Source organism: Microbispora sp. CA-102843 (assembly GCF_050936215.1).
Taxonomy (GTDB): Bacteria; Actinomycetota; Actinomycetes; order Streptosporangiales; family Streptosporangiaceae; genus Microbispora.
Genome location: NZ_JBNJNF010000001.1, coordinates 7,704,612 through 7,717,734 on the forward strand (window position 1 = coordinate 7,704,612; position 13,123 = coordinate 7,717,734).

The window sequence follows — 13,123 nt, forward strand, 5'->3', positions numbered from 1 at the left end:
TCGTCGTACGGCGGAATGCGTTCCCGGCCGCTCCCGGAACAGCTGAAAGGCGGCGGCCGTACTCCGCCGGGAGTAGTGCAGGATCGGTCCGCCGGGAGGAGGCGGCGCGCAAGAGGCTCGGTTTACTCTTCTGACATGGACGGCGATCGCGGACGGCAGGCGTCCCCAGAGCCATCCGTGATCACCAAGTCATCGGTGATCACGGATGCACCCGCGTCCCCCGCCCGGCGGGCGTTAGCGGACCTGTTGACCTTCCCGGACGGAACGGCCCTCTCGGACGGCCGGACGGAGGCCCGGCCCCGCCGCGTTCCCCGGGCCTACGCCTCGGACGCCGCGATCGCGGCTGTCGTGGCGGTGCTGCTCGCCGGCGCCACCCTGCTTCCCGGCTCGCCGAACGGCCCCGCGCAGGTGGGGGTGGTGGGCTACCTGCTCCTGATCGGCGGATCCGCCGCCTTGGCCGCGCGGCGGCCGGCGCCCGTGACGGCGCTCGTCGTCGCCGCGGCCTGCATGCTGGCCTACGCCCTGTGGGCGCATCCCGAGACCACGACCGCCTTCCCCGTCCTGGTCATGGTGTTCTCCGCGGCCACCGCGGGCCGGCGCGTGTGGGCGGCGTCGGTCAGCGCCGCCTACGTCACCGGTGTCCTGCTGGTGGAGCTGTCGGATCTCGGGGCGCGGACCCCGCGCGAGGTGGTGGACAGGGTCGGCCTGCTGCTCGGCTGGTTCGTCGCCGCCAACGTGGCGGGGGTCGTCCTGCGGCAGCGCCAGGCGTACCTGCGCCAGGCCGAGCAGCGCGCCATCCAGGCGGAGCGCACCCGCGAGGAGGTCGCGCTGCGCCGGGCCGGCGAGGAGCGGCTGCGCATCGCCAGAGAACTGCACGACTCGCTCACCCACAGCATCTCGATCATCAAGGTGCAGGCCGGCGTGGCCGTCCATCTCGCGCGCAAGCGAGGCGACGACGTGCCGGCCGCGCTGCTGGCGATCCAGAACGCGAGTGCGGACGCCATGCGGGAGCTGCGCGCGACGCTGGAGGTGCTGCGCGAACCCGGCCCGGACGACGCGCCCGGCACGGCCCGGGCCGACCGCATCGGCGAGCTGGTCGAGCGGGCGCGGTCGGCGGGCGTGCCGGCCACGCTGGCGATCACCGGCACACCCCGCGCCCTGCCGCCCGAGGTCGACCTGGCCGCCTACCGGATCGTGCAGGAGGCGCTCACCAACGTGGCGCGGCACGCGGGCCCCGCCTCGGCGTCCGTGCACGTCCGCTATCTGCCCGACTCCCTCGTCGTGCGCGTCGAGGACGACGGCAGGGGCCTGCCCGCCGCCACGCCGCGACACGGAGCGGACGGGACCTCCGAGACGGCCACGGTGGTCCGGCCCGAAGCGGTTCGCGTGGGCGTGGGACTCACCGGCATGCGGGAGCGGGTGTCCGCGCTCGGCGGGCGGCTCCAGACCGGTCCGGGGGCGGACGGCGGTTTCACCATCCACGCCGAGCTGCCCTTGCCGGTCCAGGAGGGAGCGGCGTGATCAGGGTGCTGCTGGTGGACGACCAGGCGCTCATCCGGGCCGGGTTCAGGGCGCTGCTCGACGCCGAGGACGGCGTGGAGGTGGTCGGCGAGGCGGGCGACGGCAGTCAGGGCCTGGTGCTGGCCGAGCGGCACGTCCCCGACGTCGCGCTCGTGGACATCCAGATGCCGGTGATGGACGGCATCGAGACGACCCGGCGCATCGCCGCTGATCCCCGCCTGGCCGCCACCCGGGTGGTGATCCTGACCAACTACGGGCTCGACCGATACGTGTTCGACGCGCTGCGGGCGGGCGCGAGCGGCTTCCTGCTCAAGGACACCGACCCGGTGGAGCTTCTCCAGGCGATCAGGGTCGCGGCGCGCGGCGACGCCCTGCTGTCCCCGGCGGTCACCCGGACGCTCATCAGCGAGTACGTCTCCCGCCCGCCGGACGCCGTGCCGACGGCCGCCCTTGAGGCGCTCACCAACCGCGAACGGGAGGTCGTCGCCCTGGTCGCGCGTGGCCTGACCAACGAGGAGATCGCCGCGCACATGGTGATCAGCCCGTTCACCGCCAAGACCCACGTGAGCAGGGCGATGACCAAGCTCGGCGCGCGGGACCGCGCCCAGCTCGTCGTCTTCGCCTACGAGTCCGGCCTGGTGATCCCCCGAGGTTCCGCCAAGCCCGGCTGACCCACGAGATCGTGCTGACCTGCCTGGACGGCCGCGGCAGCCCGCTCGGGCTCTAGCGCGGTGCCGTCCTGGCCGGCGTCGGCCCGTAGACGCCCTTCCAGGCCTGCGTGATGCTCAGGCCTGGCGCTCGCGCAGGCGGGCCGCCGCTTCGACCACGTTGGCGAGCGCCGCCTCGACCTGCTCGTACGAGCGGGTCTTCAGCCCGCAGTCGGGGTTGACCCACAACCGCTCGGCGGGCACCGTCCGCAGCGCCTCCGCGAGCAGGCGCTCCACCTCGTCGGCGCCCGGCACGCGCGGCGAGTGGATGTCGTACACGCCCGGTCCGAGTCCCCTGGGGAAGGCGCCGACCGCGCCGAGCAGCCGCCCCCGCGAGCGTGCCGACTCGATGCTCGTGACGTCGGCGTCGAGGGCGTCGATCGCGGCGAGGATCTGGTCGGCGTCCGAGTAGCACAGGTGCGTGTGGATCTGCGTGTGCTCGCTCGCACCCGAGGTGGCCCATCGGTAGGCCGCGACGGCCCACTCCAGATACGCGGCCTGCTCGGCACGCCGCAGCGGCACCAGCTCGCGCAGCGCGGGCTCGTCGACCTGGATGACCCGGATGCCCGCCTCTTCCAGGTCGCCCACCTCCTCCCGTACGGCGTCGGCGACCTGGAACACCACCTCGCGCAGCGGCAGGTCGTCGCGGACGAACGACCACGCCACGATGGTCACCGGGCCGGTGAGCATCCCCTTGACCGGCTTGCTCGTCAGCGACTGGGCGTACCTCGCCCAGCGGACGGTGATCGGCTCCGGCCGCCGCACGTCGCCGTGCAGGATGGGCGGGCGGGTGCAGCGCGAGCCGTACGACTGGACCCAGCCGTGCCGGGTGACGGCGAAGCCGTCGAGGTGCTCGGCGAAATACTGCACCATGTCGTTGCGCTCGGGCTCGCCGTGCACGAGGACGTCCAGCCCCAGCCGCTCCTGCAGCGCGATCACCTGCTCGATCTCCGCCCGGACCATGCTCTCGTACGCCGCCTCGCCGATCTCCCCGGCCGTCAGGGCAGCCCGGGCCCGGCGCAGCTCGTCCGTCTGGGGGAAGGAGCCGATCGTGGTGACCGGGAGGAGCGGCAGCTTCAGGTGCTCGGCCTGCGCCGCCGCCCGTACGGCGTAGGGGGCGCGGCCCTCCGCCGTCCTGACCGGGAATGCCTGCGGACGGTCCTGCGCGACGGGGTGTTCGGGCAGGTGACGGCCGAGTGTGGCGGCGAGCAGAGCCGCCAGTTCGACCACCTCGGCGACCTTCTGCTCGGCGAACGCCAGCCGCTCCCGCAGCGCGGGATCGAGGCCGGTCTCCCGTTCCGCGTCGTACGGCACGTGGAGGAGGGAGCACGACGTGCTCACCACGACCCGCCCGGCACGCTCCCGTACGGCGAGCAGCGTGGCCAGCGCGCGGTCCCGGTCTGTGCGCCACACGTCCCGGCCCGACACCACGCCGGCCACGACCGTCTTGCCGGTCAGGGCGTCCACACCGTCGGCCGTGCCCCGGACGAGGTCCAGGCCGACGGCCTCGACCGGCGTACCGGCCAGCACGGGCAGCGCGTCGCCGAGATCCCCGAAACAGGAGGCGACCAGCAGCGCGGGCCGATGCTCCAGCCGTCCCAGCCGGCCGTACGCCGTCTCGACCGCGGCCAGCTCGGCGGGGGTGCGGTCGGCGACCAGGGCGGGCTCGTCCAGCTGCACCCAGCCGACGCCCTCCGCGGCCAGCTCGGCCAGCAGTTGCGCGTACACCTCGACGACGTCGTCCAGCCGGTCGAGCGGAGCGAAGCCGTCAGGGCTGCCCGGGCTGCCCGGGCTGCCTGGACTGTCCGGGGCGGCCTGCGACAGCAGCAGGAATGTCACCGGTCCGACCAGCACCGGCCGGGTCTCCAGCCCCAGCGCACGAGCCTCGCGTACCTCTGCCAGCGGCTTGGCGGCGTCGAGCGAGAAGACCATGTCCGGGCCGATCTCGGGAACGATGTAGTGGTAGTTGGTGTCGAACCACTTGGTCATGCGCAGTGGGGCGATCCCCTCGGCGCCCCGGGCCATCGCGAAGTAGGTCGTCAGGTCGTCGTCGTGCCGGTAACGCGCGGGCACCGCGCCCAGCAGCACCGCCGTGTCGAGCACCTGGTCGTAGTAGGAGAACGTGTTCGACGGCAGGCCTTCCACACCGAGCGCCGCGAGCCGCCGCCAGGTGTCCTCCCGCAACCGCCGCGCGGTCTCCTCCAGGTCCGCCCGGCTGGAACGCCCCTCCCAGTACGACTCCAGCGCCCGCTTCAACTCCCGATCCGGCCCGATCCTCGGATACCCCAGCACGGTCGATGCGGGAAAAGACGACGTCATCACCACTCCTCATGCGTCGAACAGGACGCCCCGCATCCTCCCCTCGCCCGGTGCCACACCGACGGATCTATTGACCGCGCTTATGGATCAGCTCGACGTCGCACTGATAAGCCGCCGGCATCCATAACCTGAGCTCCTCGGCCATACGAGGTTCACCAAGGCTGTTCAGCGGGGGGCGTCCATGCGCTGGGTGCCGATGACCGACAGCAGCCGTAGCGCCTCTTCGGACGGCGACCCGGGGACGGCGGTGTAGATCACCACCTGCTGATCGCGGTCGGTGATGTCAAGGACGTCGCAGTTGACGGTGATAGGGCCGACCAGCGGGTGCTGGAAGGTCTTGCACAGCGTGGACTCGTCTGCCACGTCATGGGAAGCCCACAGCCGTGTGAACTCCGGGCTCTTCGCGAGGAGTTCGTCCACCAGCCCGGTCACCTCGGGCGCGTCGGGGTAGCGAGCGGCAGCGGCACGCAGGCGCCGGGCCGCGTGGCGGGCGAAGTCCTCGGCGTCGGAGACCCCGTACAACCGCCGTCCCTCGCGGTGCGGGCCGAGGAACACGCGGCGCACCAGGTTGCGGTCGCGCCGCGACAGGGCCGAGAAGTCCTCCATGAGGGCGGCCGCCAGCTCGTTCCAGGCGAGCACCTCGAGTGTCGCGGACGTCACGAACGCGGCGGCCTGCGGCAGCCTCCGCAGCAGGTCCAGGATGCTCTGCCGCACCTCCCGCGAGGGCCCTGGCGGCGGGGCGGGCGGGGCGCCGGCGAGGTGGTGGAGGTGGGCGCGCTCGGCGTCCGACAGGCGCAGGGCCCGGGCCAGCCCGGCCAGCACCTCGCGGGACGGGCGCGGACCGCGGGCCTGCTCCAACCGCGTGTAGTACTCGGTCGAGATGAACGCCAGCTGCGCCGCCTCCTCACGCCGCAGCCCCGGGGTGCGGCGCCTGGGCCCGGCGGGCAATCCCACGTCGGCGGGGCTGATCCGCTCGCGCCTGCTACGCAGGAAGTCGGCCAGTTCTCGTCGGTTCACACTTCCAGTGTGCCCAGGGCGCGGAGGCGATCCAGGTATCGCCGATGCCTGGATAGGCCGCGCCCACCGGCGCAGGCTCACTGCCATGGACAACACACCGACCACCGACACACCCGCCCCCACCACGCCCGCCGCTGCGGGCCTGCTGGCCGGCAAGGTCGCCTTCGTCAGCGGCGCCGGACGCGGCATCGGAGCCGCGGCGGCGCGGCTGTTCGCCCGGGAGGGCGCCCGAGTGCTGCTCGCGGCCCGGACGGAGGCCCAGCTGAAGGCGGTGACCGAGGAGATCCGGGTGGCGGGCGGCACCGCAGACTACGTGGTGTGCGACCTGGCGGACGCGGCAAGCGTGCGCGCCGCCGTGGGTCGCGCCGTGGACCTGTACGGCCGGCTCGACGTCGCCTTCAACAACGGGGCGACCATCCAGCAGCCCGGCCCGATGGACCGGATGCCGGAGGCCGACTTCGACCACGTCTACGCCGTGAACCTCAAGGGCGTCTGGCTGTCCATGGTCGCCGAAGTGCAGGCAATCCGGGCCACCGCAGGCACGGGCGCCATCGTCAACAACTCGTCCGTCGGGAGTTGGGGGGGCAACTCCGAGCTACCGGCCTACGGTGCGATGAAACGGGCGGTCAACAGCCTCACCGAGTCGGCCGCCGTCACCTACGGCCCCGAAGGCATCCGCGTCAACGCGATCGCTCCCGGCAACACGCTCACCGAAATGATCCGCGCATGGGAGGCGGAATCCCCTGGTCTCCAGGGGCGGCTCACGGCACAGACACCGCTGCGCCGCGGGGCCGACCCGGCCGAGATCGCCGAGGCCGCCGCCTGGCTGCTGAGCGACCGCTCCTCCTTCGTGACCGGCGCCGTCCTGCGGGTCGACGGCGGCGCCCGGGTCTGAGCATCGACTGTCTACAGTGCTCAGCTGTACCAGGTGACGTGAATGATCTCTACCTATCCTGGCCACATGCCACCAGTGAGCGAGCGCGTTCACCGGCGCGAGGTCCAGTTCCTCGGTGGCCTTGGCCATGGCCCGTCGATAGTCCCTGTCGAAGTAGTCGCGATCAGCCGGGGGAAGGCACGCACGAATGTTGCGCGGAGTCCGATCGACCTTCAGAGACTCCACGATCTGTTCCGGCGTCCGGACGCTGATCAGATCGTGCGGCTCGGCGGTCATGTCGCCTCCTCCTCACGCTCATGAATGCCCCGGCTCGATGGGCGGTGCGACACCTCGCGTCGAACTTAGCCGTTCTCGCCGACGCGGGCCTGCCCGCCGGCCATGCGAAGGTCTCCGCGCCCTGGAGCCCGGCTCGATGGCTGGGCTCCGCGGTCAGCTCGCGTCGTATGCGGCGGCCACCCGTTTGGGCACGACCATGCGCCAGGCGTCGACGACGAGCTCCCGCATCTCGGTCTCGTCGATGGCCGCCATCCTGACCCGGACCCACTGGTAGCGCTCGTCCGAGGGCAGGGGCATGAGGAACTTCTCCGGGTCTGAAGCCACGAGGGCCGCCCGCTCCTCCTTGGGGAACCCGAAGCCCATCAGGGTCTCGTCCGGGGAGATGGAGGCGTACACGATGCCCCTGACCCGGAACTTCACATGGTCGCGCACCAGCGCTTCCTCGGTGCGGGGCAGTGCCAGCGCGACCCGCCGCACGTCGTCGACCGTGACCATCAGGCGCCTTCCTCGACGCGGACGGTTCCCGCCGTGGCCGGCAATGAAAGATCGGACATCGTCACGGACGAACGGTAGCGGCGGCCACCGACATTCCGGCCGATCCCGTCGCGCGCGGGCGGTGACCGCCCTCGACGAGCCGTACGTCTCACGGGCGCTTGGCGGCGGCCAGGAACATGGGCACGGCGAGGAACAGCCTGCCCCGCCGCGCGCGGCCGGTCTGCTCCGCGATCCAGTCGTCGGCCTGCCGCCGGGTGACCGCCCCCGCCGCGTACGCGCCCTCGGCCACGCCGGTGACCATAGGCAGGAGCGAACCGTCCGTGAAGACACCCGTGCGGACCTCGGCGGTGACGTCCGCGAAGCCCGCGTCGAGCAGGAGGTTGCGGTGGCGGCGGGCCGCGTGCGGGCTGGGAACGGCGTCCGCCCTCGCCTGCACCATGGCCCGGGTGAGAGCGGGGTCGTCCGAGTCGATCACGAACGTGTCCCAGTCCTGCCCCACCAGCGCGATCCGCCCGCCCGGGGCGAGCACCCGCCATGCCTCGGCCACCGCCCGCGCCGGGTCGGCCAGGCCGTGGTAGACCTTGTCGGCCCGATAACCGGCCAGTTCGCCGTCCCCGAACGGCAGGGCGCAGGCGTCCGCCTGGCGGAACTCCATGCCCGGGTGCCGGGACCGGGCGACCTCGATCACGTGCCCGTCCACGTCCAGGCCGATCGGTTCCGCGCCCAGGGCGGCCATCTCCGCGACGGCCAGTCCGGCGCCGCAGCCGACGTCCGCCACACGGCTCCCGGCGGCCAGGCCGAGAAGTTCGTACGAGCGGGTGCGCAGCGCCACCTGGCCCGGGTGCCTGTCCACGCGGTCGAGAAGGGAGATGAGGGATTGGTTCGACATGGAGGACAGCGTGCGACTTAATGTCGACATGAAGTCAAGCGCGACCATCGGCATCGGCGAGGCGGCCGCCCGGTTCGGCCTCGCGACGCACGTCCTGCGGCACTGGGAGTCGGTGGGACTGCTGACGCCCGTCCGAGCGGCGTGAGATCCTCCGCCGCCGGCAGGCCGAGCTCCGGCGGCGCATCGAACAGGCCCTGGCGGCGCTGGAGGTGGTCGAGTGCGCACTGGGCTGCGACCACTACGACGTCACCGGCTGCGCGCACTTCCAGCGGGCCGTACGCGAGCGGATCGGCCTGCCGGCTCCCGCGCCGCTCGCCGGCGCCCGATGACGCGGGACGGTCATCCGGCGGCGTCCCGGTCCTCCAGGCCCGGCACCGTACGGAGGGTGATGACGATCGCGACGATCCACAGATGGGCCGCCAGGCCGCCGGCCCATCGCAGGCCGGCGGTGAACCTCCCGGCGTCGGCGGGGTCCTGCACGATGGCGCCCAGGACGGCGACGCCGAGGGCGCCGGCCGCCTGCCGTGCGGTGTTGTTGACGCCCGAGGACAGGCCGGGACGTGAGGGGGGCCCGGCGCTCAGCGCCGCCGCGACCACGGACGCGGTGAGCAGGCCCATGCCCAGGCCGAGGCCGATGAGCGAAGGGAGGAGCGCCGCATAGGAGCCGGTGGGGGTGACCAGCGACAGGCAGGCGGCACCGGCCGCGCCGAGCAGCAGCCCGCCCAGCATCGGGAGCCGGGGCCCGTAGCGGGCGGCGAGCCGCCCGGTGATCGGCGCGCACAGCGCGAGGGGGGCGAACAGCGGCAGCAGCATGGCGCCGGCGGACAGGGCGTCGTGGTGGCGGACACCCTGGAGATACAGGGTGACGACGAAGACGAAGCCGATCCCGACGAAGTTCATCAGGGCGGCGACGGCATTGGCGCCGACGAAGCGGGAGCTGCCGAGGACCGACGGCGGGAAAAGGGGCTCGGGAGCCCGGCGCTCCCACCAGACCAGGGCGGCCGTGCCGAGCACGGCGACCACAGCGGCTCCCGCCGTCTGGGCGGACAGGCCCGAGTGGCCGTACGCGATGGCGCAGTAGGTGAGGGCGAGCAGGGCGACGGCCGCGGCGAGCACCCCCGGGACGTCCAGCCGCCGGTCGGGTGCGGGCTCGTCCCTGCGGACACGGCGGAGGGTGAGCACGATGGCGACCACGACGACGGGCAGGTTGACGAGGAAGACCGAGCGCCAGCCGGCGAGGGTGACGAGCAGGCCGCCGAGCACCGGGCCGCAGGGCAGCGCCAGGGCGGATACGCCCGCCCAGATACCGAGGGCGCGGGCCTGTTCCGCGCGTTCCGGGAAGGTCGTGTTGACCACGGCGAGGGTGCTGGGCAGCAGCAGCGCGGCGGCGAAGCCCTGCAGCGCGCGGGCCGCGACCAGCGTGCCGATGCCGGGGGCGAGGCCGCACAGCAGGGAGGCGGCCCCGAAGAGGGCGAGCCCGGCGACGGCGACGGTGCGGTGTCCCAGCCGGTCTCCCACGACGCCTGCGGCGAGCAGGCACGCGGCGAGGACGACGGTGTAGGAGTCGACGACCCACTGCATGCCGGGCAGGCCGGTGTGGAGGTCCGAGCCGATGTGCGGCAGGGCGACGTTGACGACGGTCACGTCGAGTTGCACGAGGAACATACCGGCGCACATGACGACGAGGATCGTCCGGCGTCTCTGGCGCGCCGCGGCCCCGTCGGGGCCGGAGGTGCTATGAGGAGTTCTCGTCGACGACATACCGTCATCGCTGCCCGCGATGAGTTCGGCCAACGCCGAAGCGTGGCGGAATCCTCGCCTCGTCCTATGGGCCGAGTGGGGCGTCGGGGTGTTGCCCGCTGTCGTCCGCGCCGGGGCGGGTCCGCGAGCGGAAGGTGCGGCGGTAGGTGTCCGGAGGCACGCCGACCGTGCGGTTGAAGTGCCTGCGCAGTGTCGTGGCGGTGCCCATGCCGGTGGCCGCCGCGATGGTGTCGATGCCGTCGTCGGTGGTCTCCAACAACTCCTGGGCGTGGCGGATCCGCTGGGTCAGCAGCCATTGCAGCGGGGTGGTGCCGGTCACCGACCTGAAGTGGCGGCCCAGGTTGCGCGAGCTCATCCGCGCCTGGCGGCCCAGGTCCTCCACGGTCAGCGGATGGTCCAGCCGTTCCATCACCCAGGGGAACAGCTCGGCGAGCGGGTGGTTGTCGGGGGCGGGCACCGGGGTGGTGACGAACTGGGCCTGGCCGCCGTCCCTGTGCGGCGGCACGACCAGGCGGCGGGCGACCGTGTTGGCGATCGAGGAGCCGTGGTCGAGACGGACGAGGTGCAGGCACAGGTCCATGGCCGCGGCCTTGCCTGCGGAGGTGAGCACGCTGCCGTTGTCCACGTACAGGACGTCCGGGTCCACTGTCACCTGGGGGTAGCGGTCGGCCAGGTCGCGGCTGTGCGCCCAGTGCGTGGTCGCGCGCCTGCCGTCCAGCAGGCCGGCGGCGGCGAGCACGAAAGCGCCCGTGCAGAGGGAGGCCACGCGTGCGCCCGCCTCGTGGGCCGCGCGCACCGCGTCGACCAGGTCGGCGGGGGGATCGACATCGACGTCGGCCCAACCCGGGACGATCACGGTGTCGGCGCGCCGGAGCTGGTCGAGGCCGTGATCGGGCTCCAGCCGGAACGGGCCGGCCCGCACGGCGCCGGGACCGCAGACGACGAGGTTGTACCAGGGGCCGGCCGCGCCGGTCAGGGCGGTCCCGAAGACCTCGTACGCCAACGACAGCTCGAAGTGCAGCATTCCGTCGGTGACGGCCAGCGCCACAGTGCTCATGTCCGGAATTGTACGGGTAATGGCGTTCCAGACACTCGTGCGGGACATCCATCCTCGTCAGGATGTCCACGACGGATCGCAGCAGGTCATTGAGTAGGAGGAGAACCGATGGGATCGGGGCTCACGGTGGCGGTGTTCGGCGCGTACGGGCACACCGGGCGCTTTGTGGTGGCACAGTTGCGGGATCACGGGTTCGTCCCGGTTCTGTCCGGGCGGGACGCCGACAAGCTGACGACGCTGGCGTCCGAATCCGGGCTGGAGGCCCGCCCGGCGTCGGTCGACGACCCGGCCTCGCTCGACCGCGCCCTGGCCGGCGCGGCGGCCGTGATCAACTGTGCCGGGCCCTTCGCCACGACGGCCGCCCCCGTGATCGAGGCGGCGCTGCGCGCCCGGATCCCCTATGTGGATGTGGCGGCCGAGATCGAGGCGAACGTCGACACGTTCACGCACTTCGCGGACCGCGCCCGCGCGGCGGGAGCGGTGATCGTCCCCGCGATGGCCTTCTACGGCGGCCTCGGCGACCTGCTGGCCACCGCCGCGATGGGCGACTGGACGGCGGCCGACGAGGCGCACGTCGCGTACGGGCTGAGCGGTTGGCACCCCACCGCCGGGACACGTGCCTCCGGCGTGGTCTCCGGGCAGCGGCGGGACGGCCGGCGCGTCCGTTACGCGAACGGCCGGCTGGAGTATCGCGACGACACCCCGCCGACCCTGGAGTGGCCCTTCCCCGGCCCGATGGGGCCTCGGGCCGTCATCGGGGAGTTCACGATGGCCGACGTCGTCACCATTCCCAGCCACCTGTCCATCCCCGATGTGCGCACCTACATGACGGTCGAGGCCGCCAGGGACCTGTCGGACCCGGGCACGCCGACGCCGGCCCCGGTCGACGAGCGTGGGCGGTCCGCGCAGACCTTCCTCGTCGACGTCGTCGTGCGGTCCGGCGGCAGCGAACGGCGCGCCGTGGCAAGCGGCCAGGACATCTACGCCGTCACCGCGCCGCTCGCGGTGGAAGCGGTCGACCGCATACTCACCGGACGGACCAGGACCGTCGGCGTCGCCTCCGCCGGCGAGATCTTCGACGCCCCCGACTTCCTCCGCGCGCTGTCCCCGTACGTTTCCCTGGAACTGCGTCGGTAGCGGGCGGACCCCCATGCCGCCGCACGCCGCTCAGGGGTGGGCGCGAAGGGCGGCGAGGAGCCAGGCGTCCATGACGCCGAGCATGAACCGTCCAGCGGCTGGAGACTCAAGCCCTTTCTGTATCGGCCTTTTCCCCGCTTTGCGGCGGGCCCGCCAGTCTCTATGGTGTGGGGTGATCAGGCGACGGCAGGAGGACCGGGTGAGCGAAGGCTCGGCGGACGGCCCCGGCGAGGAGCAGCGTCCCAAGCTCGACACGAGCGTGCCGCACTCGGCACGCATCTGGAACTACTTCCTGGGCGGCAAGGACCACTTCACCGTCGACCGCGAACTCGGCGAACAGATCTGGCAGGCGTACCCCGGCATCGTCGACATCGCCCGGCAGTCGCGGGGCTTCCTCGGCCGGGCCGTACGGTACCTGGCGGGCGAGGCGGGCGTCCGCCAGTTCCTCGACATCGGCACCGGCCTGCCGACCGCCGACAACACCCACCAGGTGGCGCAGCGGGTGGTGCCGGAGTCCCGCGTCGTGTACGTCGACAACGACCCCCTGGTGCTGGTGCACGCCAACGCCCTGCTGACCGGCAGCCCGCCCGGCGTGACCGACTACATCGAGGCCGACGTACGCGAACCGGACAGGATCCTGCTCGCAGCGTCGAAGACGCTCGATCTCGGCGAGCCGGTGGCGCTCATGCTGCTGGGGATCATGGGCCAGGTGCTCGACGACGAGGAGGCGTACGGGATCGTGCGTCACCTCATGGACGCCCTGCCGTCCGGCAGCCACCTGGTGTTCGAGGACGGCACGAAGGTCGTCCTGCCCGAGGCGGCCGACGAGGCCGAGCGCATCCGCGCCGAGGGCGGCGACCCCTACCGGCTGCGGACGCCCGAGCAGATCGAGCGCTTCTTCGACGGTCTCACGCTGCTGGAGCCGGGGGTGGTGTCGGTGTCGCGGTGGCGGCCCGACCCCACCCAGTTCGGAGAGGCGCCCGTGGTCGACGCGCTGTGCGGGGTCGCCCGCAAGGACTGACTCCCACACGCCCCCAAGCCCTGGCCCC

The 13,123-nt window shown here is 72.7% G+C and carries 12 protein-coding genes and 1 pseudogene; 6 read left to right on the top strand and 7 right to left on the bottom strand.

Going from position 1 to position 13,123, the window contains the following annotated elements:
- Window positions 1-135: 135 nt before the first annotated feature.
- Complete coding sequence (locus tag ACQEVJ_RS35665; protein WP_433108867.1) at window positions 136-1,521, top strand: sensor histidine kinase; 1,386 nt, start codon at window positions 136-138, stop codon at window positions 1,519-1,521.
- A complete protein-coding gene (locus ACQEVJ_RS35670; protein ID WP_433108869.1) occupies window positions 1,518-2,192 on the top strand; it encodes a response regulator in 675 nt (224 codons plus the stop codon). The genes ACQEVJ_RS35665 and ACQEVJ_RS35670 overlap by 4 nt, the downstream gene beginning before the upstream one ends.
- A gap of 114 nt (window positions 2,193-2,306) precedes the next feature.
- Here the strand turns inward: ACQEVJ_RS35670 and metE are convergent, their stop codons facing one another.
- Entirely contained in the window at window positions 2,307-4,547 is a 2,241-nt protein-coding gene (metE, locus tag ACQEVJ_RS35675; protein WP_433108871.1) for a 5-methyltetrahydropteroyltriglutamate--homocysteine S-methyltransferase, read from the bottom strand.
- A 165-nt stretch (window positions 4,548-4,712) separates the two neighbouring features.
- Window positions 4,713-5,564, bottom strand: coding sequence for a helix-turn-helix transcriptional regulator (locus tag ACQEVJ_RS35680; RefSeq protein ID WP_433108873.1), 852 nt, complete (start codon window positions 5,562-5,564; stop codon window positions 4,713-4,715).
- 85 nt (window positions 5,565-5,649) lie between these two features.
- Between ACQEVJ_RS35680 and ACQEVJ_RS35685 the strand changes: the two genes are divergently transcribed.
- Window positions 5,650-6,459 (top strand): SDR family NAD(P)-dependent oxidoreductase, encoded by an 810-nt coding sequence (locus tag ACQEVJ_RS35685; RefSeq protein WP_433108875.1) that lies wholly within the window; start codon window positions 5,650-5,652, stop codon window positions 6,457-6,459.
- 33 nt (window positions 6,460-6,492) lie between these two features.
- On the opposite strand, the pseudogene ACQEVJ_RS35690 reads toward ACQEVJ_RS35685, so the two are convergent.
- The 3 genes and pseudogenes from ACQEVJ_RS35690 to ACQEVJ_RS35700 form a co-directional block, all read right to left on the bottom strand.
- Window positions 6,493-6,735, bottom strand: a pseudogene (locus ACQEVJ_RS35690) (DUF6247 family protein); the annotation flags it as partial.
- 153 nt (window positions 6,736-6,888) lie between these two features.
- Window positions 6,889-7,230, bottom strand: a complete 342-nt coding sequence (locus ACQEVJ_RS35695) for an MmcQ/YjbR family DNA-binding protein (protein WP_433108877.1) — start codon at window positions 7,228-7,230, stop codon at window positions 6,889-6,891.
- A 148-nt stretch (window positions 7,231-7,378) separates the two neighbouring features.
- Window positions 7,379-8,119: a methyltransferase domain-containing protein gene (locus ACQEVJ_RS35700; protein ID WP_433108880.1), complete on the bottom strand. Its 741-nt coding sequence runs from the start codon at window positions 8,117-8,119 to the stop codon at window positions 7,379-7,381.
- Window positions 8,120-8,129: 10 nt separating this feature from the next.
- On the opposite strand from ACQEVJ_RS35700, the gene ACQEVJ_RS35705 reads away from it, so the two are divergent.
- Window positions 8,130-8,264, top strand: coding sequence for a MerR family DNA-binding transcriptional regulator (locus ACQEVJ_RS35705; RefSeq protein WP_433108882.1), 135 nt, complete (start codon window positions 8,130-8,132; stop codon window positions 8,262-8,264).
- Window positions 8,265-8,458: 194 nt separating this feature from the next.
- On the opposite strand, the gene ACQEVJ_RS35710 is transcribed toward ACQEVJ_RS35705, so the two are convergent.
- Together ACQEVJ_RS35710 and ACQEVJ_RS35715 are read right to left on the bottom strand one after the other, a co-directional pair.
- Window positions 8,459-9,796: an MFS transporter gene (locus ACQEVJ_RS35710; protein ID WP_433108885.1), complete on the bottom strand. Its 1,338-nt coding sequence runs from the start codon at window positions 9,794-9,796 to the stop codon at window positions 8,459-8,461.
- A 148-nt stretch (window positions 9,797-9,944) separates the two neighbouring features.
- The gene (locus ACQEVJ_RS35715; protein ID WP_433108887.1) at window positions 9,945-10,937 is read right to left on the bottom strand and encodes a helix-turn-helix domain-containing protein; all 993 of its coding nucleotides are present in this window, start codon (window positions 10,935-10,937) and stop codon (window positions 9,945-9,947) included.
- 108 nt (window positions 10,938-11,045) lie between these two features.
- On the opposite strand from ACQEVJ_RS35715, the gene ACQEVJ_RS35720 reads away from it, so the two are divergent.
- Both ACQEVJ_RS35720 and ACQEVJ_RS35725 read left to right on the top strand, forming a co-directional pair.
- A complete protein-coding gene (locus ACQEVJ_RS35720) occupies window positions 11,046-12,074 on the top strand; it encodes a saccharopine dehydrogenase family protein (RefSeq protein WP_433108889.1) in 1,029 nt (342 codons plus the stop codon).
- Between the two features lie 199 nt (window positions 12,075-12,273).
- Window positions 12,274-13,095 (top strand): SAM-dependent methyltransferase, encoded by an 822-nt coding sequence (locus tag ACQEVJ_RS35725; protein WP_433108891.1) that lies wholly within the window; start codon window positions 12,274-12,276, stop codon window positions 13,093-13,095.
- Window positions 13,096-13,123 lie beyond the last annotated feature (28 nt).

What these genes read in the sequence shown, in the direction of transcription:
- ACQEVJ_RS35665 (WP_433108867.1), top strand. Translation starts at nt 136, where the DNA reads ATGGACGGCGATCGCGGACGGCAGGCGTCCCCAGAGCCATCCGTGATC.
- metE (WP_433108871.1), bottom strand. Translation starts at nt 4,547, where the DNA reads ATGACGTCGTCTTTTCCCGCATCGACCGTGCTGGGGTATCCGAGGATC.
- ACQEVJ_RS35685 (WP_433108875.1), top strand. Translation starts at nt 5,650, where the DNA reads ATGGACAACACACCGACCACCGACACACCCGCCCCCACCACGCCCGCC.
- ACQEVJ_RS35695 (WP_433108877.1), bottom strand. Translation starts at nt 7,230, where the DNA reads ATGGTCACGGTCGACGACGTGCGGCGGGTCGCGCTGGCACTGCCCCGC.
- ACQEVJ_RS35700 (WP_433108880.1), bottom strand. Translation starts at nt 8,119, where the DNA reads ATGTCGAACCAATCCCTCATCTCCCTTCTCGACCGCGTGGACAGGCAC.
- ACQEVJ_RS35710 (WP_433108885.1), bottom strand. Translation starts at nt 9,796, where the DNA reads ATGTGCGCCGGTATGTTCCTCGTGCAACTCGACGTGACCGTCGTCAAC.
- ACQEVJ_RS35715 (WP_433108887.1), bottom strand. Translation starts at nt 10,937, where the DNA reads ATGAGCACTGTGGCGCTGGCCGTCACCGACGGAATGCTGCACTTCGAG.
- ACQEVJ_RS35720 (WP_433108889.1), top strand. Translation starts at nt 11,046, where the DNA reads ATGGGATCGGGGCTCACGGTGGCGGTGTTCGGCGCGTACGGGCACACC.